The sequence below is a fragment of the Kineococcus sp. NPDC059986 genome, assembly GCF_040702905.1.
Classification (GTDB): Bacteria; Actinomycetota; Actinomycetes; order Actinomycetales; family Kineococcaceae; genus Kineococcus.
Genome location: NZ_JBFBND010000022.1, coordinates 18,273 through 45,094, shown reverse-complemented (window position 1 = coordinate 45,094; position 26,822 = coordinate 18,273). Strand labels below are relative to the sequence as shown.

The 26,822-nt window shown below is 72.9% G+C and carries 27 protein-coding genes; 9 read left to right on the top strand and 18 right to left on the bottom strand.

Translation table 11 applies throughout. The features are described 5' to 3' along the window. Window positions 1–8: 8 nt before the first annotated feature. The 5 genes from AB0637_RS16445 to AB0637_RS16425 are packed head-to-tail and all read right to left on the bottom strand — an operon-like array spanning window position 9 to window position 2,219. Window positions 9–326, bottom strand: coding sequence for a transcriptional regulator (locus AB0637_RS16445; protein WP_366173555.1), 318 nt, complete (start codon window positions 324–326; stop codon window positions 9–11). Next, on the bottom strand, window positions 323–730 hold the full coding sequence (locus tag AB0637_RS16440) for a hypothetical protein (protein ID WP_366173554.1): 408 nt from the start codon (window positions 728–730) through the stop codon (window positions 323–325). Before AB0637_RS16440 ends, AB0637_RS16445 begins: the two co-directional genes overlap by 4 nt. Next, on the bottom strand, window positions 727–1,272 hold the full coding sequence (locus tag AB0637_RS16435) for a GNAT family N-acetyltransferase (RefSeq protein ID WP_366173553.1): 546 nt from the start codon (window positions 1,270–1,272) through the stop codon (window positions 727–729). Before AB0637_RS16435 ends, AB0637_RS16440 begins: the two co-directional genes overlap by 4 nt. A gap of 2 nt (window positions 1,273–1,274) precedes the next feature. Beyond that, window positions 1,275–1,550: a YciI family protein gene (locus AB0637_RS16430; RefSeq protein WP_366173551.1), complete on the bottom strand. Its 276-nt coding sequence runs from the start codon at window positions 1,548–1,550 to the stop codon at window positions 1,275–1,277. Between the two features lie 42 nt (window positions 1,551–1,592). After that, complete coding sequence (locus AB0637_RS16425; protein ID WP_366173550.1) at window positions 1,593–2,219, bottom strand: hypothetical protein; 627 nt, start codon at window positions 2,217–2,219, stop codon at window positions 1,593–1,595. 61 nt (window positions 2,220–2,280) lie between these two features. Here AB0637_RS16425 and AB0637_RS16420 point away from each other — a divergent pair, with 61 nt between their 5' ends. After that, window positions 2,281–3,699 carry a PLP-dependent aminotransferase family protein gene (locus tag AB0637_RS16420; protein WP_366173549.1) on the top strand — a complete coding sequence of 473 codons (1,419 nt, stop codon included), beginning with the start codon at window positions 2,281–2,283 and terminating at the stop codon, window positions 3,697–3,699. On the opposite strand, the gene eat is transcribed toward AB0637_RS16420, so the two are convergent. The 10 genes from eat to AB0637_RS16370 form a co-directional block, all read right to left on the bottom strand. Next, window positions 3,696–5,111 (bottom strand): ethanolamine permease, encoded by a 1,416-nt coding sequence (gene eat, locus AB0637_RS16415; protein ID WP_366173548.1) that lies wholly within the window; start codon window positions 5,109–5,111, stop codon window positions 3,696–3,698. The two genes, AB0637_RS16420 and eat, sit on opposite strands and share 4 nt — an antisense overlap. 34 nt (window positions 5,112–5,145) lie before the next feature. After that, window positions 5,146–5,871 carry a gamma-glutamyl-gamma-aminobutyrate hydrolase family protein gene (locus tag AB0637_RS16410; protein ID WP_366173547.1) on the bottom strand — a complete coding sequence of 242 codons (726 nt, stop codon included), beginning with the start codon at window positions 5,869–5,871 and terminating at the stop codon, window positions 5,146–5,148. Window positions 5,872–5,878: 7 nt separating this feature from the next. Then, on the bottom strand, window positions 5,879–6,658 hold the full coding sequence (locus AB0637_RS16405) for a 3-oxoacyl-ACP reductase (protein ID WP_366173546.1): 780 nt from the start codon (window positions 6,656–6,658) through the stop codon (window positions 5,879–5,881). Between the two features lie 35 nt (window positions 6,659–6,693). After that, window positions 6,694–8,079, bottom strand: coding sequence for an aldehyde dehydrogenase family protein (locus AB0637_RS16400; protein ID WP_366173545.1), 1,386 nt, complete (start codon window positions 8,077–8,079; stop codon window positions 6,694–6,696). 1 nt (window position 8,080) lies between these two features. Then, a complete protein-coding gene (locus tag AB0637_RS16395; RefSeq protein ID WP_366173544.1) occupies window positions 8,081–9,436 on the bottom strand; it encodes a glutamine synthetase family protein in 1,356 nt (451 codons plus the stop codon). A 30-nt stretch (window positions 9,437–9,466) separates the two neighbouring features. Continuing rightward, window positions 9,467–10,225, bottom strand: a complete 759-nt coding sequence (locus AB0637_RS16390) for an FCD domain-containing protein (protein WP_366173542.1) — start codon at window positions 10,223–10,225, stop codon at window positions 9,467–9,469. Window positions 10,226–10,362: 137 nt separating this feature from the next. Then, window positions 10,363–11,289 (bottom strand): carbohydrate ABC transporter permease, encoded by a 927-nt coding sequence (locus AB0637_RS16385; protein ID WP_366173541.1) that lies wholly within the window; start codon window positions 11,287–11,289, stop codon window positions 10,363–10,365. A gap of 4 nt (window positions 11,290–11,293) precedes the next feature. Continuing rightward, window positions 11,294–12,187 carry a sugar ABC transporter permease gene (locus tag AB0637_RS16380; RefSeq protein WP_366173540.1) on the bottom strand — a complete coding sequence of 298 codons (894 nt, stop codon included), beginning with the start codon at window positions 12,185–12,187 and terminating at the stop codon, window positions 11,294–11,296. Continuing rightward, window positions 12,184–13,497 carry a sugar ABC transporter substrate-binding protein gene (locus AB0637_RS16375; RefSeq protein WP_366173539.1) on the bottom strand — a complete coding sequence of 438 codons (1,314 nt, stop codon included), beginning with the start codon at window positions 13,495–13,497 and terminating at the stop codon, window positions 12,184–12,186. Before AB0637_RS16375 ends, AB0637_RS16380 begins: the two co-directional genes overlap by 4 nt. Window positions 13,498–13,531: 34 nt before the next feature. Beyond that, complete coding sequence (locus AB0637_RS16370) at window positions 13,532–15,499, bottom strand: beta-L-arabinofuranosidase domain-containing protein (protein ID WP_366173538.1); 1,968 nt, start codon at window positions 15,497–15,499, stop codon at window positions 13,532–13,534. Window positions 15,500–15,654: 155 nt separating this feature from the next. On the opposite strand from AB0637_RS16370, the gene AB0637_RS16365 reads away from it, so the two are divergent. The 3 genes from AB0637_RS16365 to AB0637_RS16355 are packed head-to-tail and all read left to right on the top strand — an operon-like array spanning window position 15,655 to window position 18,845. Beyond that, entirely contained in the window at window positions 15,655–16,629 is a 975-nt protein-coding gene (locus AB0637_RS16365) for a LacI family DNA-binding transcriptional regulator (protein ID WP_366173537.1), read from the top strand. A 33-nt stretch (window positions 16,630–16,662) separates the two neighbouring features. Next, window positions 16,663–17,595, top strand: a complete 933-nt coding sequence (locus tag AB0637_RS16360) for an acetamidase/formamidase family protein (RefSeq protein WP_366173536.1) — start codon at window positions 16,663–16,665, stop codon at window positions 17,593–17,595. A 20-nt stretch (window positions 17,596–17,615) separates the two neighbouring features. Further along, window positions 17,616–18,845, top strand: coding sequence for a DNA polymerase domain-containing protein (locus tag AB0637_RS16355; protein ID WP_366173535.1), 1,230 nt, complete (start codon window positions 17,616–17,618; stop codon window positions 18,843–18,845). Between the two features lie 16 nt (window positions 18,846–18,861). On the opposite strand, the gene AB0637_RS16350 is transcribed toward AB0637_RS16355, so the two are convergent. Next, complete coding sequence (locus tag AB0637_RS16350) at window positions 18,862–19,914, bottom strand: LacI family DNA-binding transcriptional regulator (RefSeq protein WP_366173533.1); 1,053 nt, start codon at window positions 19,912–19,914, stop codon at window positions 18,862–18,864. 154 nt (window positions 19,915–20,068) lie between these two features. Here AB0637_RS16350 and AB0637_RS16345 point away from each other — a divergent pair, with 154 nt between their 5' ends. The 5 genes from AB0637_RS16345 (at window position 20,069) to AB0637_RS16325 (ending at window position 24,753) form a co-directional block, all read left to right on the top strand. Further along, a complete protein-coding gene (locus AB0637_RS16345; RefSeq protein ID WP_366173531.1) occupies window positions 20,069–21,388 on the top strand; it encodes an extracellular solute-binding protein in 1,320 nt (439 codons plus the stop codon). Further along, entirely contained in the window at window positions 21,388–22,392 is a 1,005-nt protein-coding gene (locus AB0637_RS16340) for a sugar ABC transporter permease (RefSeq protein ID WP_366173530.1), read from the top strand. Before AB0637_RS16345 ends, AB0637_RS16340 begins: the two co-directional genes overlap by 1 nt. After that, window positions 22,389–23,288, top strand: a complete 900-nt coding sequence (locus AB0637_RS16335; RefSeq protein ID WP_366173529.1) for a carbohydrate ABC transporter permease — start codon at window positions 22,389–22,391, stop codon at window positions 23,286–23,288. The genes AB0637_RS16340 and AB0637_RS16335 overlap by 4 nt, the downstream gene beginning before the upstream one ends. A gap of 124 nt (window positions 23,289–23,412) precedes the next feature. Then, a complete protein-coding gene (locus tag AB0637_RS16330; protein WP_366173528.1) occupies window positions 23,413–24,237 on the top strand; it encodes a PhzF family phenazine biosynthesis protein in 825 nt (274 codons plus the stop codon). 84 nt (window positions 24,238–24,321) lie between these two features. Continuing rightward, the gene (locus AB0637_RS16325; protein WP_366173527.1) at window positions 24,322–24,753 is read left to right on the top strand and encodes a hypothetical protein; all 432 of its coding nucleotides are present in this window, start codon (window positions 24,322–24,324) and stop codon (window positions 24,751–24,753) included. Here the strand turns inward: AB0637_RS16325 and AB0637_RS16320 are convergent. Both AB0637_RS16320 and AB0637_RS16315 read right to left on the bottom strand, forming a co-directional pair. Continuing rightward, complete coding sequence (locus AB0637_RS16320) at window positions 24,722–25,144, bottom strand: GNAT family N-acetyltransferase (RefSeq protein ID WP_366173526.1); 423 nt, start codon at window positions 25,142–25,144, stop codon at window positions 24,722–24,724. The two genes, AB0637_RS16325 and AB0637_RS16320, sit on opposite strands and share 32 nt — an antisense overlap. Before the next feature lie 56 nt (window positions 25,145–25,200). Then, window positions 25,201–26,790, bottom strand: coding sequence for a GGDEF domain-containing protein (locus AB0637_RS16315; RefSeq protein WP_366173524.1), 1,590 nt, complete (start codon window positions 26,788–26,790; stop codon window positions 25,201–25,203). Between the last annotated feature and the right edge of the window lie 32 nt (window positions 26,791–26,822).

Below are 26,822 nucleotides of genomic sequence, written 5' to 3'. Positions count from 1 at the left end.
GCCCAGGATCAGGCGGTCGTCTCCGGAACGGCCGCCAGGGCGTCGGCCGCGATCTGCTGCAACGCCGCGAGGTGAGCCGCGAGCCGTCGGCGACCGTCGGCCGTCAACGACACCCAGGTGCGGGGCCGCTTGCCGACGAACCCCTTGCGCACCTTGACGTGACCGGACTCCTCCAGCCCGGACAGCGTCCGGGACAGGGCGGAGTCGGTCAGTTCCAGCCGGTCGCGCACGGTCTTGAAGTCGGCCTCGGCGCACCCCGAGAGGAACGCGACGACCGCGAGCTTCGTGGGGTGCTGGACGGCCGGGTCGAGCTGCGCCTCGCTCACGCGCGCCCCTGACGGGTCAACTGGCGGTAGCACGTGATCCCGAAGGCGAGCCCGGCCAGCAGCAGGGCGACCCCCTCGTCGAGGAACACGTACACGAGGACGGCCGCGCCGAGGATCCCGAACTCCACGGCGTGCTGGCGGCGGGTGCGCCGGGGGTAGGCCCGCACGGGCATGCGCAGGTAGGCGACGACGAAGAGGACGAAGAAGGCGACGAGGAGCCCCACCCCCGCGATCGCCCAGCCGAGCCCACCCGTCCACGCCGCGACGGCGAGGGAGGCGAAACCCGCCACGTAGGGGACGGCGACGACGGGGGGAACCCAGCGGGGGAACGGGTCGGGCCGAGCTGCGGCGAGCGCAGCGTCGGCGGTCTGGAGGTCAGTCCGGGCGCGGTCTGCTGTGGTCATGTCCCAGTTCTACCGGAGTACTTTCCAGACGCGCAAGTACTCCTGCGCGTCATGTGTACTTCCCTGACGTCGCGCACGAACCGGCGCTCCGGTCGCCCCGGCGTGGCCCGCTCCTCGACGTCGTCGGTGCCCACCCGACCTGCCCCTTCGTAGGCGGCGACGGCGCGAGGGTTGTCGGTGAGCACCCACAGCTCGCCGCCGGCGGCGCCGAGGTGCGCGTCCACGTGGGTCAGCAGAGCCCGCCCCACCCCCGAACCCCACGCGTCGGGGTCGGTGGCCAGGTAGCGGACCTCGAGGCGCTCCCCGCTCGGCACGAGCACGCAGAAGCCCACGACACGCTCACCTCGGCGTGCGAGGTGCAGGGAGGCGCCGGGACCGGCCCGGGCCGACCGGATCCCCGGCAGCTTCTCCTGCGCCCGAGCCTGCACGGGCAGCGCGTCGCGACGGGAGACCGCCCGCGCCCACACCGACGCCGCCTCCTGCTGGGCGAGCGCCCCGTGGGCCCGACCGACGACCAGGGGGACGTCGTCCCCGCGCGGCACCGTCAGAACTGCGACGCCATGCGCCCCAGCACCGGCGTCCACCCGACGACGCGACGTTCGGCGACGATCCCGTCCCGCACGAACGGGTCCGCGGCGAGGAGGGCCTCGACGGCCGCAGCGTCGGCGGCCTCGACCACCAGGACGGCTCCGTCGTCGTCGGTGGGGCCCGAGACGACCACCTCGGACAGGGACCCGAGGTACTCGCGGTGGGCCGCGCGGCCGGCGTCCCGGGCGGCGGTGTCGGTCGTGTAGGCGTAGGTCGCGACGAAGTACGGCATGCCGGGACGCTACCGGGGGCCCTGCCGCACGCGGGAGAACGCCTACCCCGCGGCGGCGGGCGCGACCCCGGCGCGGGGTGGGCGAGAACCGTTGAGGCGCGGCAGCACGAACCCGACGAGCGGGCCGATCCCGAACGCGAAGACGACGGTGCCGACCCCCACGTTCCCGCCGAGCAACCAGCCCACGACGAGGACGGACACCTCGACGACCGCGCGGCAGAGCCAGAGCGGCCGGCCCGTCCGCGCGTGCAGGCCGGTCATGAGCCCGTCCCGGGGACCCGGGCCGAGGCCGGCGCCGATGTAGACGCCGCTCGCGACCGCGAGGAGGACCAGACCGGCCGCGAACAGCGGAACCCGCAGCGCGAGGTGGTCGGGGGCGGGCAGGAGGTCGACCGTGGCTTCGATGGCCGTCCCCACGAGCAGCACGTTGAGGACCGTGCCGATCCCCGGCTTCTGCCGCAACGGGATCCACAGCAGCAGCACTGCGACACCGATGACGTTGGTGAGCCAGCCGACCCCGGCCCCGGTGCGCTCCGCGAGTCCGGTGGCGAAGACGGTCCAGGGACCGACGCCGACGTGCGCGAGGACCATCAACCCCTCCGCGACGCCGTAGAGGACCAGACCGACGAGGAGCCGCCCCACACGGGCGGCGGACAGTGGCTTGCTCACACCAGGATTGGACCGCACTTGGGGTGGTGGAGAACAGCGCCAATCTGCGTAGAGTGGACTGGTGCCGACCCTCTCCGCCGCAGGACTGGCCCAGCTCCTCGGGGACTGGCGCGACGACGGCCCCGCGCTGCGCGCCCTCGCCGACCGCATCCGGCTGCTGCTGCTCGACGGCCGGGTCCTGTCGGGCGCGCGACTGCCCGCCGAACGCGAGCTCGCGGCCGCCCTGGGTCTGAGCCGCACCACCGTGGCCGCGGCGTACGCCCGCCTGCGGGACTCCGGCCACCTGCGCAGCGTCCGGGGCTCGGGCAGCGTCATCGCGCTGCCCGCCACGACGGCGCCCGGCCCGGCGGAGCCGCTGACCGTCCCCGGTGGGCTCGTCGACCTCACCCGCGCCGTGCTACCCGCCGCACCCGTGGTCGCCGACGCGGCGCGGGAGGCCGCCGAGGACCTCCTCGCGCACCTGCCCGGCGACGGCTACGAACTCCTCGGCGTCCCCGCCCTCCGCGAGGCCGTGGCCGGCCGGTACACCGCCCGCGGGCTGCCGACGGCCCCCGAGGAGGTCCTCGTCACGCTCGGCGCGCAGCACGCGGTGGGCCTGCTCTGCCGGGTGTTCCTGTCCCCCGGAGACCGGGTGCTCGTCGAGTCCCCCGGGTACCCGCACGCCGTCGACGCCGCCCGCGGGGCCGGCGGGCGGCCCGTCGCGGTCCCCGTCACCGCGGGGACCCCCGGCGGGTGGGACGCGGAGGCCTTCGAGGACGCGTTCGCCCGCACCCGACCGGCTCTCGCGTACCTCATGCCCGGGTTCCAGAACCCCACGGGCGCCGTGATGCCCGCCGACCTGCGCCGCCGCGTCGTGGAACTGGCCCGCCGGCACGGGACCCGGCTCGTCGTCGACGAGACGACCAACGACCTGGCGGTCGAGGGACCCGTGCCGCCGCCGTTCCCCGCTGACACCGTGCACGTCGGTTCCACGGCGAAGTCCCTGTGGGGCGGGCTGCGGATCGGCTGGATCCGCGCCGACGCGGCCACGGTCCGGCACCTGGCCGCGCACCGCGCCCCCTGGGAGCTCGGGACGCCGGTGCTCGAGCAGCTCGTCGTCGCCCGTTGCCTGCCCCGGCTCGACGACGTCCTCGTGGACCGTCGCGCGGAACTGCGTCGCCGCCGCGACGCCCTCACCGCGGAACTGGCGGCGGCGCTCCCGGAGTGGGACGTCCCGCACGTGCCGGGCGGCCTGGCCCTCTGGGTCCACCTGCCGACCGCGACGAGTTCCGCGCTGGCCCTGGCCGCCCACCGGCACGGCGTGCTGCTCACGGCCGGTCCCCGGTTCGGGGTGGACGGGGCGTTCGAGCGGTACCTGCGGTTGCCGTTCGGGGCGGACGCGGGCACCCTGCGGGCCGTCGTCGTCCCCGCCCTGGTGCGGGCCTGGCACGAGACGGGCGCCGTGGCCCCCGTCGCCCGCCGGCTCGAGGTGATCGTCTAGGCCAGGTCCTCCTCCGCGGCCGCCAGCGCGGCGAACTCCTCGTCCGGGGAGTTCGCGACGAGGTGCTTGCGCGAGTAGAGCCCGAAGTAGGCCAGGAGGGCGACGAACGCCACCGCGCACCACGCGGCGGCGACGGAGTCGACGAGGAACGTCGCCACCACCGCGAGCACGGCGACGACGAGGGCGAACCCCGTCGTGACGACCCCGCCCGGGGTCCGGTAGGGCCGGTGCATGCCGGGTTCACGCACGCGCAGCACGATGTGGCTCACCATCATGAGGACGTAGCTGACGGCCGCCCCGAACACCGCCATGTTGAGCAGCAGCGCCCCCTGCCCCGTGAGGGACAGGACGAACCCGACGATGCCTGGCACGATCAGGGCCAGGGTGGGCGTCTTGCGGCGGTTCGTCACCGACAGGACCGTCGGCAGGTACCCCGCGCGGGACAGCGCGAACAACTGCCGGGAGTACGCGTAGATGATGGAGAAGAAGCTCGCGATCAGCCCCGCCAGCCCGATGTAGTTCACCACGGTCGCCGCGGTCGACCCGCCGAGCGCCTCCACGAGCGGGTTGCCCGACGTCGACATCGCCTGCGCGCCGCCGGCTCCCGTCGTCAGGACCAAGGTCAGCACGCACGTCAGCAGCAGGACCCCCATCGCGGCGATGATGCCGCGCGGCACGTTCCGCTCCGGGTTGCGCGTCTCCTCGGCGGCCAGCGGGACCCCCTCGATCGCCAGGAAGAACCAGATGGCGAACGGGATCGCCGACCACACGCCGAGCAGGCCGAACGGCAGCAGCTCGGAGGAGCCGAGGCTGCCGTTCGGCGCGATGTCGGTCAGGTTCGCGACGTCGAACTCCGTGAGGGCCGCCACGGCGAAGACGACGAGCCCGACGACCGCGATCGTCGTCACCGCGAACATCACCTTGAGCGCCTCACCGACCCCGACGAGGTGCACGCCGATGAAGAGGGCGTACGCGGCGAGGTAGACCCACCAGCCGTCGGTGATCCCGAACAGGCCGAGGGACTCGACGTAGGCGCCGATGAAGGTGGCGATCGCGGCCGGGGCGATGGCGTACTCGATGAGGATGGCCGTCCCCGTCGCGAACCCGCCCCAGGGGCCGAGCGCCCGTCGCGCGAACGTGTACCCGCCCCCCGCGGTGGGCAGCGCCGACGACATCTCGGCCATCCCCAGGACGAGGGCGAGGTACATGCCGGCCACGACGACCGCGGCGATCGCCAGCCCGCCGAAACCCCCCTCGCCGAGCCCGAAGTTCCACCCCGAGTAGTCCCCGGAGATGACGTAGCTGACGCCGAGGCCGGCCAGCAGCACCCAGCCGGCCGTGCCCCGGCGCAGTTGCCGCCGTTCGAGGTAGTCCTCGCTCGCGGTGGTGGCGGTCGTCGAACGGTCCGACATCGTGACTCCTTCGTCTCGAGAGGTGGAACGGGGGTCAGCCGCGGGCGGCCTCGACGAGGCCCTGGAACAGGCCCAGCTCCTCGGACGCCTCGGGGTGCCACTGCACCCCGAGGAAGAACGGGTGCCCGACCCCGTCGGTGCGCTCGAGCGCCTCGATCGTGCCGTCCTGCGCCCAGGCCGTCGCGGTGAACCCGGGGTGCTCGCGCACGGACTGGTGGTGGTGGCAGGGCACGACGGCCCGCTCCCCGAGCAGCCGTCCCACGGTGCCCGCGCGGTCGATCGTCACCAGGGTGGAACCGTACGCAGGACCCCCCGGGTCGTGGCCCTCGTGCCCGACGACCTCGGGGACGTGCTGGTGCAGGGCACCGCCCGCGTGCACCGCCATGACCTGCATCCCGCGGCAGATGCCGAGGGTCGGCAGCCCCCGTTCGAGGGCCGCGTCGAGCAGCGCGAGCTCCCAGGAGTCGCGCTCGTCGTTGAACGGCCCCGATCGCGGGTGCGCTTCCTCCCGGTAGGCCGCGGGGTCGACGTCCGACCCCCCGGCGATGACGAGGGCGTCGACCCGCGCGAGCACGGACCGCGCCGACGGTCCGTAGGGGACGTTGGGGGGCAGCACGACGGGGATCCCGCCCGCGCACCGGACCCCCTCGGCGTAGATCGTGGGCAGCAGGTCGGAGTTCTCGTCCCAGAGGCCGTGGACCGCGCGGCCGCGGTACCCCGTGACCCCGACGACCGGGACGCTCGTCTCGTGGCTCGTCACCGCCGGCTCACAGCGGGGTGACGTAGGCGGCGGAGATCCCGCCGTCGACGAGGAACGTGGACGCGGTGATGAAGCTCGCGTCGTCGGAGGCGAGGAACAGCACCGCGCTGGCCAGTTCCTCCGGTTCGGCGAACCGTCCCATCGGCACGTGCACGAGGCGCCGGGCGGCCCGCTCCTCGTCCTTGGCGAACAGCTCCTTGAGCAGCGGGGTGTTCACCGGCCCCGGGCACAGGGCGTTGACCCGCACGCCCTCGCGGGCGAACTGCACGCCGAGCTCGCGGCTCATGCTGAGGACGCCGCCCTTGGAGGCGGAGTAGGAGATCTGGCTCGTCGCCGCGCCCATGACCGCGACGAAGGACGCGGTGTTGACGATCGACCCCCGCCCCTGCTCCAGCATGTACGGCAACGCGGCCTTGCAGCACAGGTACACGCTCGTGAGGTTCACCTCCTGCACGCGGCGCCAGGCGTCGAGGTCGGTGGTGAGGATCGAGTCGTCGTCGGGCGGGCTGATGCCCGCGTTGTTGAACGCGATGTCGACGGAGCCGAACGTCTCCTTGGCCGTGCGGAACAGGGTGTCCACCTGGTCCTTGTCGGTCACGTCGACCCGGACGAACGCGGCGACCTCCGGTCCGCCGAGCTCGGTGACGACCCGGGCGCCGGACGCCTCGTCGATGTCGCCGACGACGACCTTGGCGCCCTCGGCGACGAAGCGCCGGGCGGTGGCCAGGCCGATGCCGGAGCACCCGCCGGTGATGACGGCGACCCTGTCCTGGATGCGTCCTGCCATGCTTCTTCCTCCTGGTCTCGTGCTCGTGCGGGTGGTCAGTCGTCGCTGAGGAAGACGTTCTTCTCCTCGGTGAAGGAGTTCGGCGCGTCGGGGCCGAGCTCCCGGCCGAGACCGGACTGCTTGAACCCGCCGAACGGGGTCCAGTACCGGACGGAGGAGTGCGAGTTCACGCTGAGGTTGCCGGCCTCGACGCGGCGGGCCACCCGCAGCGCCCGACCGACGTCGCGCGTGTAGATCGACCCCGACAACCCGTAGTCGGTGTCGTTCGCCTTCGCGACGGCGTCGGCCTCGTCGTCGAAGGGCATGACGGCCACGACGGGGCCGAAGACCTCCTCGCGCCAGACGCGGTCGCGGGCGTCGGTGACGCCGACCACCGTCGGCGGCACCCAGAAACCCCCGAGGTCCGGCGCGGAACCGGTGAGCAGGACGTCGGCGTCGTCGAGGTAGGACCGCACCCGGTCGCGCTGGCCGGCGGAGATGAGAGGACCCATCTCCGAGTCCGGGTCCTCGCGCGGGTCGGTGACCCGCATCCCCGCGACCGCCGACCCCAGGAGCTCGACGAATTCGTCGTGCACGGAGCGCTCGACGAGGATGCGCGAGCGGGCGCAGCAGTCCTGACCGGCGTTGTCGAACACGGCGTAGGGGGCCGCCGCGGCGGCCTTGGCCAGGTCGGCGTCCGCGAAGACGACGTTCGCGCTCTTGCCGCCGAGTTCGAGCGTCACGCGCTTGACCTGGTCGGCGCACCCCGCCATGACGCGCTTGCCGACGGCGGTGGACCCGGTGAACACGAGCTTGCGGACGAGCGGGTGCGTCACGAACCGCTCCCCCACGACCGGTCCCCGGCCGGGCAGGACGGTGAACACGCCCTCGGGCAGCCCCGCCTCCAGGGCGAGCTCACCCAGCCGGACCGCGGTCAGGGGGGTCAGCTCGGCCGGTTTGAGGACGACGGTGTTGCCCGCCGCCAGGGCCGGGGCGAACCCCCACGCCGCGATGGGCATGGGGAAGTTCCACGGCACGATGATCCCCACGACGCCCAGCGGCTCCCGGAACGTGACGTCGATCCCGCCCGGCACGGGGATCTGCCGCCCGAAGAGGCGTTCGGGCGAGGCCGCGTAGTACTCCAGGCAGTCGCGCACGTTGCGCGCCTCCCAGCGCGCGTTGCCGCGGGTGTGCCCGGCGTTGCGGACCTCCAGGTCCGCCAGCTCCTCGACGTGCTCGTCGACGACGCGGGCGAACGACCGCAGCAGGCGCGCGCGGTCGGCCGGCGCCACGTCGCGCCAGGCCGGGAACACCCGGGCCGCGCGCTCGATCGCCGCGTCCGCCTCCGCGACGCCCGCGAGGGGGACCTCGGTGAGGCGTTCGCCCGAGGAGGGGTCGACGACGACGTGGACGTCGTCTGAACTCGTTGTGGTGGTGCTCATCTCACATCCGTTCGAATCCGCGGCGACGTTCCCAGTCGGTGACGGCCGACTCGAACGCCGTCAGCTCGACGTCGGCCGCGTTGGTGTAGTGGTCGACGACCTCGTCGCCGAACGCCGCCCGCGCCACGGCGCTGGCCGCGAACAGGTCCCGGGCCTGCCGCAGGGTGCCCGGGACACGCGGGGCGTCGGAGGCGTAGGCGTTCCCGGCCAGGGCCGGTTCCAGGCTCAGTTCCCGCTCGACGCCGTGCAGTCCGCCGGCGAGCACGGCGGCGAGCGACAGGTACGGGTTGACGTCGCCGCCGGGGACCCGGTTCTCCAGCCGCGCCCCCGACCCGTGACCGACGAGCCGCACGGCGCACGTGCGGTTGTCCTCGCCCCAGGCGATGGCCATCGGGGCGAACGAGCCGTCGGCGAAGCGCTTGTAGGAGTTCACGTTCGGCGCGTAGAGCAGCGTGAAGTCGGCCATGGTGGCGAGGACACCCGCCACGAAGGAGTCGTACAGCGGGGTGCGCCGCCCGTCCTCCCAGAACACGGTGCTGCCGTCCAGCCCGCGCAGGCTGAGGTGGATGTGGCAGGAGTTCCCCTCGCGCTGGTCGTACTTGGCCATGAACGTCAGCGCCTTGCCGTGCTGGGCGGCGATCTCCTTGGCCACCGTCTTGTAGACGGCGTGGTTGTCGGCCGTGACGAGGGCGTCGGCGTAGAGGAAGCCGATCTCGTGCTGGCCGAAGTTGCACTCCCCCTTGGCGCACTCCACGTCCAGCCCTGCCGCGTACATCGCGTTGCGGATGTCGCGCAGGACGGGTTCCACGCGCGAGGTGCCGAGGACCGAGTAGTCGACGTTGTACTGGTTGGAGGGCACGAGCTCCTGGTAGTTCCGGTTCGCGGCGGCCTCGTAGGTCTCCTCGAAGAGGATGAACTCGAGTTCCGTCCCGGCCAGCGCGCAGAAGCCGAGCTCCCGCGCGCGGTCCAGCTGCCGCTTGAGCACCGTGCGGGGGCTCTGGTCGACGGGGCGGCCGTCGAGCCACGCCAGGTCGGCCTGCACCAGGGCGGTGGCCGGCAGGTGCGGCAGCAGGCGGGTGGTCTCGAGGTCGAGGACGAACTCGACGTCGCCGTAGCCCTTCTCCCACGACGTCATGGCGTACCCGGGGACGGTGGTCATGTCGACGTCGACGGCCAGCAGGTAGTTGCACCCCTCGGTGCCGTGGTCCAGCACGTGGTCGCGGAAGTAGGCCGCGTGGAACCGTTTGCCCTGCAGTCGTCCCTGCATGTCGGTGAAGGCCACGACGACGGTGTCGAGCTCACCGCTGTCGATCCGGGCGAGCAGGTCCTCACGCGTCAGGTGCCGTTCGTTGCGCACGTCGTCCTCCGGTCGCCGGGAAGGGTGGGGTCAGTCGAGGAGGCCGCGCAGCAACGCGGCCGTGTCGTCGCAGTGCTCCTCCATCGCGCGGCGGGCCCGGGGGCCGTCGCCGTCGACGACGGCCCGCACGATGCGTGCGTGCTGCTGGTCGGAGTGGTCGATGTTCGTGCCGAGCACCGGGATCGCCGTGAGCATCTCGTGGACACCGGCCTGCACGGAGGTGACGGCCTCGAGCACGAGCGCCGACCCCGTGAGGGTGGCGATCGTCAGGTGGAACCGGGAGTCGGCCTGCCGGTGCGAGGAGGGTTCCGTCGCGGCCAGGACCGCGGCGTGCGCCTCGTCGAGACGTTCCCGCTGCTCGGGGGTGAGGTCGCGCGACGCGGCGAGGTGCGCCGCCCCGGGTTCGACGATGCGGCGGAAGTCCAGCGTGTCGAGCCACGCCTGTCGCCGCGACTGCCGTTGCTGGGCACCGATCCGGCGCGGCAACGTGGGCGCCATCGTCACGACGGTGCCGCCTCCACGACCGCGTTTCGTCTCGACCATGCCCGCGGCGCGCAGGGCGGCGATGGCCTCGCGCAGCGTGGCCCGCGAGACGCCGAGACGGGTGGAGAGGTCACGTTCTGTGGGCAGCGCCGTCCCCCGCGGGAACACCCCGAGGCGGATCGCGGTGCCGAGCTGCTCGACGCACGCCTCGAACGCGTGCTGGCCCCGGACGGGGTGCAGCACGAGCCAGCCGAGCCCGGGCGCACCCGCGGAACCCTGGGGGTCCACGTCGGCGTCCGGAAGCATGCGCGCCAGTGTGCCGACGGGCACCCGCTGACGTCAATGGTCTGATCTCAGACCTTTCGGCCCGCCGGGCGGTGGACGTGGAAGGGCCCGGACCGCGCGCAGGTCGCGCGGTCCGGGCCCGGCTGGGGCGACGCGGTTCAGCCCTTGACGGCTCCGGAGGCCAGACCGGCGACGTAGAACCGCTGGAGAGCGACGTAGAGGATGATGCAAGGGATCATCGCGACGACGGCGCCCGCGACGAGGTAGCCGTAGTTGACGGCCCCGTACGCGCCGGACTGCAGGTTCACCAGCGCCAGCGGCAGCGTGTAGAGGCGGTCGTCGGTGAGGAACGTCAGCGCGCCGAGGAACTCGGTCCAGCTGGCGAGGAAGGCGTAGAGCGCGCTGGTCGCCATGCCGGGGATGAGCAGGGGCCGCAGCACCGAGACGAGGGCCCGCATCGTGCCGGCGCCGTCGACGCGCGCCGAGTCCTCGATCTCGGCAGGGATGTTCTCGAACGCGTTGCGCATGACGAACACGCCGAACGGCAGGTTGACCGTCGTGTAGAAGAGCACCAGGCCCAGCCGGGAGTCGGTCAGCCCCATGGCGTTCATCTGCAGGTACAGGGGCGTGATGATGGCCTGGAACGGCACCATCATCGTCACCACGACGACGCCGAAGAGGACGTTGCGGCCCCGGAACCGGAAGCGCCCGAACCCGTAGCCCGCCAGCGTCGCGACGACGGCCGTCAGGACGGCCGTGCAGACGGCGACGACGAGGCTGTTGCCCACGGACCGCAGGATGTCGAGGTCGCTGCTGAACAGCGCCCGGAAGTTCGCCGTCGTGAGGGAGAACAGGTCCCCCGCGTTCGGGCTGGTCGCGACGATCGCGTCGTTGGACTGGAACGACCGCAGCACCGACCAGGCCAGGGGCACGAGGAAGACGAGGGCCGCGAGGGTGCCGCCGAGCCAGTAGAGGGTGGTCTTCGTCCGGGACTCGGCGCGCCCGGCCGCGTCCGCGCCCCGGGGGTGGCGCGCGCGCACCTCGGGCGAGCCGTGCCGCCGGGTGGGGGTCGTCAGGGATGCCATGGTGTCAGTCCTTCTCACGCAGCAGCCGGAACTGGGCGGCCGTCACCAGACCGATGACGACGACCAGGACGATCGAGAGCGCGGAGGCCGCACCCAGCTGGAGCTGGACGAAACCGCGCTGGTACACGTACATGACGACCGTCTGGGTGTCCGTCCCCGGCCCCCCACGGGTCAGGACGTAGAACTGGGTGAACGCCAGCAGCGACCCGATGACGGAGATGACCAGGCTCATCGCGATCGTGCGCCGCAGCATCGGGATGGTGATGCTGCGCTCGCGCTGCCACCAGGAGGCACCGTCCATCTCGGCGGACTCGTACACGTCGCGCGGGACCCCCTGCATGCCGCCCATGAGCAGGACCATCGTCAGCCCCGAGACGGCCCAGACGATCATCACGCAGATGAGACCCGTCGCCAGCGGACCGTCGGCGAGCCAGGCCGTGGTCCCGTCGGTGATCCCGAGGGCCTTGAGGAGGACGTTGACCATCCCCGAGCCGGGTTGCGCCTCGAGCACCATGAGGAAGCTCAGCGTCGTCAGACCGATGACGTAGGGGACGAAGAAGATCGTGCGGAACACGGTCGCGAACCGGCGGTTGGCGCGGACGACGACGGCCAGGACGTACCCCAGGACGAGGATCGGCACCGTCACGACGACGGTGTACAGCAGCGTGTAGCCCACGGACTTCCAGAAGACCGGGTCGGACGCGATCGCCGTGTAGTTCCCGATCCCGATGAACTGGTAGGACCCGATGAGCGGCCAGTTCGTGAAGGACATGTAGACCGCGAAGACGAGCGGCACGAGCACGAAGACCGTGACGAAGGCCAGGGCGGGCAGCGTCAGCAGCAACCCCGTCCGGGGCGGGTGGGTGAGGGACCGGGGGTTTCTCTCGAGGGTGCTCACAGTTGCGCCTGTTCCAGGATGCGGTCGAAGTCCTTCTGCCCCTGACGCAGCGCCCCGTCGAGGTCACCGTCGAAGACGGCCCGGCGGAACGCGGCGATCCACGGCGAGTCCTGCTGGTTGAAGAGCAGGTTGTAGGCGAGCGTCGTCGGCGCGTACGCCCCGGCGATGCCGTCGAGCGGGGCGACCGCGAGCGGGAACTTCTCCCGGTACGCGGCGGTCGCGGCATCGGAGCGGACCGGGATGTACCCGCCGGCGGGGAGGTTCTCCTGCTGGGGCAGGTCGAGGGCGAACCGGGCGAACTGCCAGGCCCCCGACGCGTTGGCGGCCCCCCGCGGGATGCAGAGGTTGTCCCCGCCGGCGAAGGTGGCGCGACCGCCGTCGGGCCCGGGGAGCAGGACGACCCCGGTCTTGGCGCGCATCTCCGGTGTGGCGTTGAGGGCCGCGACGGAGAAGTTCGCCGGGAAGAGGCCGACCGTGCCGGCGCGGAAGTCGGCACCCCAGCGCGAGCCGTCGCCGGAGAAGTTCCCCTGCGGCATGAGCTTCTCGTCCCACATCGTGCGGTAGAGCTGGAACGTGCGGCGGACGGCGTCGTTGTCGGCGATCGCCCCGCGCTGGTCCCCCACCTCCCCGACGATGTTCGGGGCCTTCGCCGCCCAGATGTGCGGTTGCACGACGAACCCGAGGATCCCGGCCGCGTTGCCGTCGACCGACCAGCCGTACGTCCCGTCGCCCAGGGCCCCGATGGCGCGGGCGGCCTCGAGCAGCCCGTCGAAGTCCTGGGTGTGGTCCTCTGGGTCGAGGCCGGCCTTCTCGAACAGTTCGGTGTTGTAGAAGAGCATCGAGTTGTCCGCGATGTACGGGACGCCGTAGTGCTTCCCGGTGCGGGTGGCCAGCGCGAGCTGCCCGGGGTTCAGCTGGTCCGCGAACCCCAACTGCTGCACGAGCGGGGTCAGGTCGGTGAACGAGTCCCGGTAGATGAAGAGCATCGAGTTGATGTCGTCGATGTCGACGATGTCCGGCACGTTCCCGCCGCGGATGGCCGTGGCGAGCTTCGTGACGTACTGACCGTCGAGGACCGGGGTGACCTCGACGCGGACGGCCTTCTGCGAGGCGTTGAACGCGTCGACGACCTGCCGGACGCCGACGACCGTCGCCGCCCGGCACCACAACCGGACGGTCCCGGTCGCGTCCTGGCCGAACCCCGCGGCCGTGACGTCGGCCTCGGGCAGCTGCGAGGCGCAGGAGGGCAGCAACGCCGAGAGACCGGCGAGCCCTCCCAGCGCGAGCAGGGTCCTTCGGTGGAGCTCCATCGCACCTCCTCCTGGAACGGGACGGACGGGCCGGTCAGGCCCGCGGGAGCCAGACGCGCATGGCGCCGAGCTCGCGGTTGGCCCAGGCGTAGTACGGGACGGCGGGGACGACCTGGGTCGCGTCCTCGGCCTGCGGCGCGGGCTCGTCCCCGGCCGGTCGGTAGAGCGGGCCGGTGGCCGCTCCCACCGCGGCGTGCACGGGCAGGTGCAGGACGGTGACGCCCTCCAGCAGGTCCGGGCGGTGCTCGGCGCGGGCGTCCCGGAGTTCGGCGACGCGGACGCGCACGTCGTCGGCGACGAGGCCGTCGGGCAGGTCGACCTGCTCCACGGCGTAGACGAGGGGTCCGCGCTCGACGACGACGCAGTCGCGGACCGCGTCGACGCGCGGGTCGGCCTCGACGGGGCGGACCGTCATCGGCAGGACGAGTTCCACCACGTCGCCGACGGCGAACGTGCGGTGGACGCGGAGGTACTCCCCCGCGGTGGTCGTGAGGGACTCCCCCGCCACGCTCGCCGTCGCGCCGTCGGCCCAGCCGGGCACGCGCACGGCCAGCTCGAACTCCCCGGGCGAGGCCAGCACCTCGACGCGGACGGTGCCCTCCCAGGGGTACTCGGTGCTCACCCGCAGGCGGACCCCGCCCGCCTCGACCTCACCGGTCGTGAACTGGTGCAGCTGGATCCCGGGGACCCCGTCTCGGTCCGCGCTCGTCGCGACGTAGGCGTCGAGCTGGGACAGCGTGCGCATGATGTTCGGCGGGCAGCAGGCGCAGTCGAACCAGGGGCGCCGGCCGTGGGCGACGCTGCGCTCCTCCTCGGCGTGCGCCCCGTGCCGCAGCTGCAGGGCGTTGACGTAGAAGTACTCCGTGCCGGCCAGGGACACCCCGGGCAGGAACGCGTTGTAGAGCGTGCGCTCGACGAGGTCGGCGTACCGGGCCTCCCCCGTCGCGAGCAGCAGGCGGTAGCTCCACTGCACGCTCGCGATCGCCGCGCACGTCTCGGCGTAGGCGCGGTCCGGGCCGAGTTCGTAGTGGTCGCCGAACTGCTCGAAGTCCCAGCGCGACCCGATGCCGCCCGTGACGTACGTCTTGGAGGCCAGCATGCCCTCCCACTGCCGGACGAGGGCGTCGAGGAGCCCGGTGTCCCCGGTCTCGGCGGCGACGTCCGCGGCCCCGGCGGTGAGGTAGACGGCACGCACCGAGTGGCCCTCGGGCGAGGTCGCCTCGCGCACGGGGACGCGGTCGGAGAAGTAGGTGGGGTCGACCCCGAACCGGGACCGGATGATGCCGTGCCCGCGGGCGTCGACGAACCACCGCGCGAGGTCGAGGTAGGCGCGGTTCCCCGTCTCGCGGAACAGTTCCACCAGGCCCATCTCGACGACGGGGTGACCGTCGACCTCCTCGGTCAGCCCCGGCCCGAAGGTGGCGACGAGGTGGTCGGCGAGCTTCACGGCGACGTCGAGCAGGACGGTGTCCCCCGTGCTGCGGTGCACGGCGACGGCGGCCTGGAACAGGTGACCGGCGCAGTAGTGCTCGTGGCTCCAGTGCAGCCCGGTGTAGCGCTCGCCCTTCCCGCGGACCTGCTGGACGGAGTCGAGGTAGCCGTCCTCGGCCTGCGCCGCGGCGACGACGCCGCTGACCTCGCGGATCCAGCCGAGGACCTCCTCGTCGGCCTCACGGCCGTACTCCCAGCCGGCGGCCTCGAGCCACTTGTAGACGTCGGAGTCCATGAAGATCGGGCCCTTGGCCTCGCCCTGCTCGATGCCCGCGGCGATGCGCAGGTTCCGCAGGTTGCCCGCGGTCTCGAGCTTCTCGTAGCCGGTCCGGATCGCCTGGCGACGGTTCGCCTGCATGCGGTCGAACCAGAAGCCGCCCGTGCTGCGCGAGGCCCCGAGCGGGACGGGCTGCAGGGCGACCGACGCGTCGGCGGTGGGGGCGACGGGGGCCTTCGCCGGGGACGTCCGAGGCGTGACGGTCAGGTCCGCTCCAGCGGTCGTGCTGGTCATGAGCTCTCCATCGAGGCGGTGCCGGTGCGTCCGGAAACTCCGGAACACGTTTTCTGCGACGAATCTAGATCGGGCCTCCTGGCCCGTCAAGAGCGCGGTACTCTGCTGCGGTTCACAGGGTCTGGAGGTCGTCAGTGACGGAAAGCGTCGTTCCGGTGCGGATCGTCGACGTCGCCGCGCTCGCCGGCGTCTCGGCGGGTACGGCCTCCAAGGCCCTCAACGGGACCGGCCAGCTGAGGGCCGCGACGCGCGACCGCGTGCGCCGGGCGGCCGAGCAGCTCGGGTTCACACCGGACTCCCTCGGCCGCGGCCTGTCCTCCGGCCGCAGCTACACCGTCGGGCTCATCACGACCGACAGCTTCGGCCGCTTCTCGATCCCCGTGATGCTCGGCGCGGAGAACGCCCTGGGCGCCGGGGAGATGAGCGTGCTGCTCTGCGACAGCCGCGACGACCCGCTGCGCGAGCAGCACTACCTGCGGACGCTGCAGGCCCGCCGGGTCGACGGGATCATCGTGACGGGCCGGCGCACCGACCCGCGGCCGCCGCTGGCCGCGAGCGTCCCGGTCGTCTACGCGTTCACCCCCTCGCAGGACCCGCGGGACACCTCGCTCGTCACCGACCAGGCCCGCGGGGCCGCCGACGCCGTCCAGCACGTCCTGGACCTCGGCCGGCGACGTGTCGCGCACGTCACCGGGCCCGCCGACCACCACGCCACCCGGGTCCGCGCGGAGTCCGTCGAGCGGACCGCCGGGGAGGCGCTCGTCGGGCCCGTCCTGCACGGGGACTGGAGCGAGCGCTGGGGGCGGCTCGCCGCGGACCTGCTGCTGCGCCGGCACCCCGACCTCGACGCCGTGACGTGCGGGAGCGACCAGATCGCCCGTGGGATCTGCGACGGTCTGCGCGACGCCGGCCGCCGGGTGCCGCACGACGTGGCCGTCGTCGGGTTCGACGACTGGGACGTCATCGCGCTCGCCTCCCGGCCGCCCCTGACCACGGTGAACCTGGGCCTGGAGGCCCTCGGCCGGCGCGCGGGCGAACTGCTCCTGCAGGCCGTCGCGGGCGAGCCCTCCCCCGGGACGACGACGCTGCCCACCCGGCTCGTGGTGCGGGAGTCCACCGTCCCGTCCTGAGCGGCGCACGGCTCCCGGGGAGAGGATCGGTCCGTGCCCACCGACCAGCCCCGCGGACCGCAGGTCCTGCGCCCCACCGCCGGAACCGTCACCGACGCCTTCGACGCCTCGCTCGACCCCGTCCTCACCGTCGACCCCGGCGAGCGGTTCACCGTCGAGGCCCTCGACGCGCACGGCTTCACCCGGCGCCCGGCGAGCCCCGGGGCCCCGACCCCGCGCCTGCTCGAGGACGCCGAGGGGCACTGCCTCAGCGGTCCGGTGGCCGTCCGCGGCGCGGAACCCGGCGACGTCCTGGCCATCACCCTCCACTCCGTCCGGACGGCCGACTGGGGCTGGACCGTCGCCGGGATGGACACCCCGCTGAACGCTCGGCTCGGCACGACCGGACGCGTGGACCTGCTGTGGGACATCGGGTCCGGGACCGCGACGAACCAGCTCGGGTTCACGGTCGACACCGCGCCGTTCCTCGGCGTCGTCGGCACCACCCCGGCCGCAGCGGGACGACACTCGACCATCCCGCCGCGCCCGGGTCACGGCGGGAACGTCGACTGCCGGTCCCTCGTCGCGGGGTCGACCCTGTTCCTGCCCGTCCACGTCCCGGGCGCCCTGCTGTGCCTGGGCGACGGCCACGCCGCCCAGGGCGACGGCGAGGTCTGCGGGACCGCCGTCGAGTGCGGGACGACGTCGGAACTCACCGTCTCGGTCGTCCCGAACCCCGCGCTGCCCACCGTCCACGCCGTCACACCCACCGAGCGCATCACGTTCGGCTTCGACGCCGACCTCAACGCCGCGACGGACGCCGCGCTCGGCGACCTCGTGACGTGGGTGGCCGCCGAGCACGCGCTGGACCGCCTGACCGCTCTCGCCCTGCTGAGCAGCTGCGCCGACCTGCGCGTCACGCAGGTCGCGAACCGGACGTGGGGCGTGCACGCCGTCCTGCGCCACGATGCCCTGCGCCGGAGCTGAACGGCCCCTAGTCTGCGGACGTGGCGTCCACGCAGCACGTCCTCGAACTCGCCGGCCGCGAGGTGACCATCACCAGCCCCGACAAGGTGGTGTTCGCGCAGACGGGCACGACGAAGCTCGACCTCGTCCGGTACTACCTCGCCGTGGCCGACGGGGCGCTGCGCGGAGTGCGCGGACGGCCCATGGTGCTCAAGCGGTTCGTCAAGGGCCTGCAGGCCGAGGCCGTGTTCCAGAAGCGGGCGCCGGAGAAGCGGCCCGACTGGATCGAGGTCGCCGAACTGCACTACGCGCGCGGGACGTCGGCCGCCGAGACGGTGGTCCGGGACGAGGCCTCGCTGGCCTGGGTCCTGAACCTGAACTGCATCGACCTCAACCCGCACCCCGTGCTCGCCGAGGACCTCGACCACCCGGTGGAACTCCGGATCGACCTCGACCCCCAACCCGGCGTGGACTGGCACCAGATCGTCGACGTCGCGTTCGTCGCCCGCGACGTGCTCGCCGACCACGGGCTCACCGCGTGGCCCAAGACGTCCGGGTCCCGGGGTTTCCACGTGTACGCCCCCCTCGACCCCGGCGTGTGGACCTACCCGCAGGTGCGGCTGGCGGCCGAGACGGTGGCGCGCGAGGTGGAGAACCGGGCGGAGGGGCTGGCCACGAGCCGGTGGTGGAAGGAGGAGCGCGGCGAGGGGGTGTTCGTCGACTTCAACCAGAACGCCAAGGACCGCACGGTCGCCTCGGCCTACTCCGTGCGCGCGCTGCCCGACGCCCGGGTCTCGACCCCGCTGACGTGGGACGAGGTCCGCGACGTCCGCCCCGAGGACCACACCGTCCTCACCGTCCCCCAGCGCTTCGCCGACCTCGGGGGCGACCCGTGGGCGGGCATGGACGGGACCGGCGGTTCGCTGCAGGCGCTGCTCGACCTGGCCGAGCGCCTCGGCCCCGCGGAGAAACCCCCCAAGGGCACGGGGTCGCGGACGAAGACCATGCCGCTCATCGAGATCGCCCGGGCGAGGACCAAACCCGAGGTGCTCGCCGGCCTGGAGTCCTGGAAGGCCCGGCACCCGGACGTCGTCCCGCTGCTGGCCGACGCCGACGTCCTCGTGGACGGCATGCGCGGCAGCAGTTCCCTCTGGTACCGCGTGCGTGTGAACCTCCAGCACGTGCCCGAGGACCAGCGGCCGGAGCAGGCCGAGCTCGAGGTCGACTACGACCCGTGGGCCACCTACCGGGGTCGGCAGCGCCGCCCCTGACGCACCTTCCGCCGGGTCAGGCCGTCCCGCGCGGGGTGAAGACGTGCTCGACCCAGCGCACCTGGGGGTCTGCGGCGCCCGCGGAGTCCGTGAGCGTGCCCACGGCGAGGTCGACGGCCTGCCGGGCCACCTCGCGCATGTCGACGGCGAGCGTCGTCAGCTGCGGGGTGACGAAGGTGCCGAGCGAGAGGCCGTCGAAACCCACGAGCCGCACGTCACCGGGCACCGACACGCCCTGCTCGACGAGGGTGGCCAGCGCCCCGACCGCGAGGATGTCGTTCCAGGCGAACAGGGCGTCGGGCAGTCCCCGGCGCAGGAGGTCCAGGGTGGCACCTCGCGCCGTGGCGACGTCCTGCCCACCGGCGCGCAGCACCTCGACGGCGATCCCCTCCTCGCGCAGCGAGGACTCCATCTGCTGGGAGCGCTCGTTGCTGCGACCGGGGTGGTCGGCGTCGAGGACGACGGCGGTGCGGGTGCCCAGACGGGCGAGGTGGGCCGCCGCCTCGCGCAGGGCCGCTCGCGGGTCGAGCCGGACGGCGTGCACCCCGGGGACCCCTGACGCTCGGCCGCTCGGCGCGGGGTCGACCGTGACGACGGGCATGCCGGCGAGGGCGTCGAGCCAGAGGTCGGTCGGCCCCAGGTAGCCCAGGACGGCGTCGACCTGGCTCGCGAGGTCGACGAGGAGCCGCTCCTGGTCGGTGGCGTGGACCGTGTCGACGAGCACCACGTTCCACCCCAGCTCCCCTGCGTACCGGACGGTGGCCGCGGCGAACTCGGGGTAGTAGGGGTTGGCGAGGTCGGAGACGACGAGCCCGAGCGTGTCGTGCGTCGCCCGGGCCAGACCGCGACCGAAGCGGGAGGGGCGGTAGTTCAGCTCCTTCGCCGCGGCCAGCACCCGCGCCTTCGTCGCGGCGCTGATGCCCTCCATGTCGTTCATGGCCCGCGTCACCGTCTGCCGCGACACCCCCGCGGCGGCGGCGACGTCCTCGATCGTCGCGGCGCTGCGGCGCACGCGACGCACCTTCGTCTCGGCGCGGTCGCGGACGTGTCCGTCCTGGTCAGCCGTCACACGAACCCTCGATCCCTGGTCTCCGACACCCGGCACGCATCATCGCGTGCCTTGACAGCGTCCCTGGCCGGTGGCACCGTCCTACCACTCCGTGAGCGCTCACGGAAGCACGGCTGACAGTCTCGACGAAGAGAGTGGGCTGGTTCGATTGCACGTGACGTCACCGCGGCCGGGGGGCGCCCCCGGCCGTCCCCCCTCCCGCCGCGCGGTCCTGCGGGCCGGGTTCGCCGGCGCCGCCGGCATCCCCCTGACGGCCGCTCTGGCCGGCTGCGGACAGGGCACCTCCATCTCCAGCAACCCCTCGGAGCTGGTCCTCTGGTACTGGAACCGGTCCATCGCGCCGAGCCTGCTGCAGAAGGCGGCCCAGCAGATCCCCGGCACGTCCAAGCGCCTGCGCGCCGACGTCATCGGCGGCGCGTTCGACAGCAAGCTGCGGACGGGGTTCGCCGCCCAGGCCTACATCCCCGACATCACGGCCGTGAACTCCAACGCGGCGCTGTACTTCCCCAGCGAGGACCAGTTCGTGAACCTGGACGACTACGGCGCCCAGGACTTCAAGGACGACTACTACGAGTGGAAGTGGAACCTCGGCCGGACCCCGACCGGACGCTTCCTCTTCTTCCCGATGGACACCGGCCCGACCGGCTTCTTCTACCGCAGCGACCTCTTCGAGGCGGCGGGGATGCCCTCGCAGCCCGACGAGGTCTCGGCCGCGGTGCGCACCTGGGACGACTGGATCGCCTTCGGCAAGCAGCTGCGCGAGAGCAGCGACGTCGCCCTCGCAGGCAACGCCGTGATGGTCTTCAACCAGTTCGTCAACGCCTCGCCCCAGCGGTACTTCGACAAGGACGACAAACCGCTCTTCCACGAACCCGGGTCGGCGATCCGCGAGGCGTGGGACACGGCGGTCAAGGCCGTGCGGGCCAAGGTGACGCGGAACCTCCAGGTGGAGAACGAGCAGAACGCGGCCTGGAACTCCGGCAAGCTCGGCGCCAACATCGAGGGCGCGTGGTGGATGAAGGTCCTGTCCGACACGGCCCCCGACCTGTCCGGGAAGTGGCGGATCGCCCAGCAACCCGGGCTGCCCGGGAACTCCGGCGGGTCGTTCCTCGCCGTCCCCAAGACCTCCAAGGACCCGGCGGCGGCGCTGGCCTTCGCGCGCTGGCTCACGCTGCCGGAGAACCAGGCGCAGTCCTACAACGAGATCCAGCTCTTCCCCTCCGCGCCGAAGGCGTTCACCACCGGGCTCATGGCCGACTCGGGCGGGTTCTTCGGCGACCAGGACCCCCTGGCGTTCTTCAGCACCGCCGCCGAGAACGTCCCGACGACGTTCATCAGCACGTACGAGAACCAGACGACCGCCTTCACCGACCAGCTCCGCGTCGTCGAGTCCGCCGGCAAGGACCCCGACCAGGCGTGGGACGACGCCGTCGTGGCCGTCGACAAGCTGCTCAAGAAGCGAGGGGTGATCTGATGGCCGTCGCCGAACGCCCGACCACGACCCGGACCGGGACGGACGGGCTCAGCGTCCGCCGCCGGGGTCTGCGGTCCTTCTGGCCGCAGTACGCGGCGGTGTCCCCCTTCTACGTGCTGTTCCTCGTCTTCGGCGCGTTCCCGATCCTCTTCTCCGTCTACCTGTCCTTCACCGACTGGGACGGCATCGGTGACATCAAGTTCGTCGGCCTCCAGCAGTACGCCTTCCTGCTGCAGGACTCGCGGTTCTGGAACGCCGTCTCGAACACGCTCATCATCTGGGTCATCTCGACCGTGCCGATGCTCTTCCTGGCCCTGGTGATGGCGTTCCTGCTGCACCAGAACATCCGGATGAAGGGCTTCTACCGGGTCGCCTTCTTCATCCCCAACGTGACGAGCATGGTGGCGATGGCCATCGTCTTCGGCTCGGTCTTCTCCGACAGCTTCGGCATCGTCAACTCCGCCCTCACCTCCCTCGGGTTGCCCACCGTCGCGTGGTTGTCCACGGACTGGGGCATCAAGATCACCATCGCCGTCATGGTCGTCTGGCGGTGGACGGGGTACAACGCGATCCTCTACCTCGCGGCCCTGCAGGCCGTCCCGGACGAGCTGTACGACGCCGCCAAGGTGGACGGCGCAGGGTTCTGGCGGACGTTCTTCTCGGTGACGATCCCGATGCTGCGCCCGGTCATCCTCTTCACCGTCATCACCTCCACCATCGGCGGTCTCGGGCTCTTCACCGAACCGCAGATCCTCTTCGGGGCCGCCAACGGCAACGGCACGGTCGGCGGCGTCAACGAGGCCGGCATGACGATCGTGCTCTACCAGTACAACCAGGCGTTCTCCCAGCTCGACTTCGGGTACGGCTCGGCCATCGCGTGGGCGCTGTTCGCCCTGGCCGCCGTCTTCGCCATCATCAACTGGCGGCTGCTGCGCGACCGCGACGCGGTGCCCCGCGTGGGGTCCCGAGCGGCCCGCCGCCGCACGAAGGAGGTGGCCCGGTGAGCGCTCCGGAACTCACCCGTTCGTCCCGCGCCCAGCGCGACCGGTTGCACGTCGTGCGGCCGCGGCGCAGCCGCCAGTGGGTCCTCGGCCGGGTCGTCACGCACGGCTGCATCCTCGTCGGCGTCCTGCTGTCGCTGTTCCCGTTCTACTGGCTGCTCGTCATGTCGACGAGCACGACGGCGCAGATCTTCAGCTACCCGCCGAACCTGCTGCCCAGCACCCACCTGCTGCAGAACCTGCGCAACGTCGTCGCCAACATCGACCTGCTCGGCGCGATGCTCAACTCGTTCATCGTCGCCGGCTCCCTCGCCGTCCTCGTGGTCCTGCTGGACTCCCTCGCCGCGTTCGCCTTCGCGAAGTACAAGTTCCCCGGCCGAGACGTCCTGTTCGCCGTCCTGCTCGTGACGTTCCTCGTCCCGGGCAACCTCTCCCTCGTCCCGAGCTTCGTCCTCATGTCGGAACTGGGGTGGATGGGGCAGCTGCAGGCCCTCATCGTGCCGGGCGCCGCGAACGCCTTCGGCATCTTCCTGCTCCGGCAGTTCGCCCAGTCGTCCATCCCGGACGAACTCGTCGAGTCCGCCACCCTCGACGGCGCGGGGTTCTTCCGCACCTGGTGGTCCATCGCCATCCCGATGATGCGCGGCGGGCTGGCGTTCCTCGGCATCTTCACGTTCGTCACCGCCTGGAACGACTACATCTGGCCGCTGGTCGTGCTCGTCGACCCGGGCCGGCAGACGCTGCAGACCGCACTGGCGCAGCTGAACTCCGTCTACACGACGGACTACGGGATGATCATGGCGGGCGCCGTCGTCAGCGTCGTCCCGCTCATCGGGATCTTCCTCATCGGTTCCCGGCACTTCATCGCCAACATCGCCGCGGGGGCGCTCAAGGGCTGACCCGCCGCTTCCCCGCCCGTTCCCGCGCGGGGCCGGATCGTCGGACCCTCGCTCCCTCCACCCGGAGCGAGGGTCCGACGACGCGTCCCCCGAGCGGAGCGAGGAGCGCAGTAGGGTCGCGCGGGTGGACGTCCTGCGCTACGCCGCCTTCACCGACGACCCCGCCGGCGGGAACCCCGCGGGGGTCGTGCTCGACGCGTCGACGGCGAGCGCCGACGAGATGCTCGCCGTAGCCGCGGAGGTCGGGTACGCCGAGACGGCGTTCGTCGTGGGCCGCCCCGCGGAGCGCCGGGTGCGGATGCGGTACTTCTCCCCGCACGCCGAGGTCCCGTTCTGCGGGCACGCGACGGTCGCGACCGCGGTGGCGCTGGCGGAACGGCACGGGGGCGGGGAGTTCACGTTCGAGACGGCCGTGGGGCCCGTCGCGCTCGTCGCCGACGGGGGCCGGGCGTCGTTCACGAGCGTCGAACCCTCCGTCGCCGACCTCACCCCCGCGCAGCTGGCCGAACTCCTCGACCTGTTCGGGCTGGCGGCCGACGACCTCGACGAGCGGTACCCGCCCCGCGTCGCGGCGGCGGGCAACCCCCACCCCGTCCTGGTGCTGCACGACGCCGACCGCTTCGACGCCGTCACCTTCGACCCCGCCCGCGCGCGCCGCGTGCTCGACGCGAACGGCTGGCCCGCGACGATCACGCTGGCGCACGCCCGCGACGCCCACCTGTTCGAGGCGCGCAACGCCTTCCCCGTCGGCTCCGTCACCGAGGACCCGGCCACGGGATCGGCCGCGGCGGCCCTCGGCGGGTACCTGCGGGCCCTGGGGCACGTGGACCCACCGGCGCGGGTGCTCGTCCACCAGGGTCGGCACGTCGGGCGCCCCGGGCTCCTCACGGTCGACGTGCCCGCGCACGGCGGGATCGTCGTGTCCGGTCCCGCCGTCCGGATGGGCTGACCGCGCTCCACCACCCCCGGTGGGACCCGGTCCCGGATCAGGAGACCCCGCCCCGACCGGACGGTGCGCTGCCACAGTGACGACGTGCCCACCCTCACGCGGTCCCGCGTCCGCTCGCTCGTCGTGAGCAGCCTCGTCGTGCTGCTCGTCGTCGTTGGGGTCGTCTGGTTCCAGCGCACCACCCAGCGGTGCGGCGACGGGGACGGCGGGCCCGAGGACGCCGTGCGCGGCACCTTGAGCGCCGTCGTCGACCGCGACGACCGGGCACTGTGCCAACACCTCGGGGTCGACGCCGTGCTCCCGCCCGGGCAGGCGGACGTGCTGCGCGGTCGCGTCGCGCGGGCCGGCGGACTCGACGCCGTCACCGTGCGCGAGGTGGGCTACGAGCAGCTGGGGTCCTTGCACGTCGTCGAGGCCGTGGACCGCAGCGGTGGGCTCGTCGGACGCTTCCAGACCCAACCCGCAGCGGACGGCGCCGTCGTCGTCACGACGACCCTGGCGGCCGACCACTGGTGAGGTGGACCAGTCCCGCCTCGGTCGGGCGGAACCCGCACGCGTCGCGGTAGAACGACGTCAGCTCGGGCAGGAAGTCGACGTGGAGCCACTCGCACCCGGCCGCGGTCGCCTCCTGCACGGCCCGGCGCACCACCGCCGTCCCGACACCCCGCCGCTGGTGGGAGGGGCGGGTCTTCGTGTCGAGCAGGAACGCGTGGTCGCCGCCGTCCCACGCGACGTTGACGAACCCGACGAGCAGGCCGTCGTCGCGGGCCGTCACCCAGCCCAGCGAGTGCTCCCGCACGCGGGGCCACCACCCCGGGACGGGGCGGCCGCCGTGGGAGGCGACGAGGTCGAGGAGGTCGGGGTCGCCGAGGTCGGCGCGCCAGTCGACGGCGGGAACGGAAGGCACGGGCCCACCCTGCTCGCAGCCGGGCCCGGTCTCCACCGGTTTCCCGGCCACCGGGGTCAGCCGGCGCGCACCTGGTTCCGGCCGCCGGCCTTGGCCTCGTAGAGGCGGGCGTCGGCGGCCGAGAGCAGGGACGTCTTGTCGCCCCCCGGCGCGAGGACGGCGACGCCGGCGCTGACGGTGATGCCCCGGCCCGGAGTGGCGCCGGACCAGTCGAACCCCGCGACCGTGCGGCGCACGCGCTCGGCGAGTTCCGCGGCCGCACCGTCGCCGCCACCGGTGCAGACGACGAGGAACTCCTCGCCGCCGAGTCGGGCGGCGAACGCGGTCGGGTGGTCCGCGACGGCGCCTTCGAGGATGCCGGCCGTCAGGCGCAGCACCTCGTCGCCGGCCTCGTGCGAGAACGTGTCGTTCACCGACTTGAAGTGGTCGAGGTCGAAGAGGACCGCGCTCACGACCGGCCCGCCGCGGCGGGACTCCTCCACGAGGGCGGGCAGCCGCTCGTCCACGAACAGGCGGTTGCGCAACCCCGTCAACGGGTCCCGGCGCGCCTCCTCGCGGTAGCGCGCCGCCTCCGCCCGCGCGACGTCGGTCTCGAACATCGCCTGCCGCGCGCGGGCCTGGGCCTCCCGCTGTTCGGAGAGCAGTTCGCGGTCGGCGGCGTAGAACTCCTTGTGGGTCTCGAAGGCGGCGCGGTGGTCGCCCAGCGCCGCGTGCACCTCGGCCTGCTCGGCCAGCAGCTGCGCCCGGACGGTGCGGAACCCGACACCCGTGCAGATCGCACGGGCCTGGCACAGCACCGCCGCCGCGGCGGCGGCGTCACCGCGCGTGCGGAGGACCACGGCCAGGGTCAGCAGGTAGACGGGTTCGTCGTCCGCGTTCTTCGCGTCCATCGCCGCGCCCGTCGCCACGGCGGCCCGCGCCGACTGCTCGGCCGCGTCGAGCTCGCCGCACAGCAGCTGGACCCGGGCGACGGTGTCGAGCGTGTTCGCGTTGAGGGGCATCCCGTACTGCTCGCCGAGGCGGAGCAGGAGGTCGAGTTCGCGCCGCGCGCCGTCGGCGTCGCCGCGGTCGAGCTCGGCGTAGGCGCGGTTGTTGACCACCCGCAGGTGCAGCTGGCCGTCCCCGACGGCGAGCTCCTCGGCGCGGGCGTACCAGGTGCGGGCGTCCTCGACGCCGCCGAGCTCGTCGAGCAGGTCGGCGACCGTCAGCAGGACGCGGGCGCGCAACCGCTTCGACACGTCGTCGGTGAAGGCCGCGACGGCGTCGAGGGCGTGCTCGAGCGCGGTGGGCCGGTCCCCGAGGTCGGTGAAGACGCGGGACAGCACCCAGGAGGCCCGGGACGTGGCCTCCGCCCCGCGGACGTCGGCGTCGCACTCGGTGAGCAGGCGCGTGACCTTGTCGGCCGCCCCGGCGGGGTCGCCGGCGCGTTGCACCGCCTCGGCCTCACCCACCCGCGCGAGCGAGACGGCGACGACGTCACCGAGCTCGGCCGCCAGGACCGCGATCTCGCGGGCCCTCGTGGCGGCCCGCACGGGGTCACGGCCGATGAGGTCGTCGAGCGCCGTCAGGTCGGCGTGCACCGCGGCCACGGCCTCGGCGCGGGCCACGGGCCCTGCGGCGGCAGCGTGCAGCGTGAGCTCAGCCACCGGCCCCACCGCCTTCCGCTACTCGGCCCCGC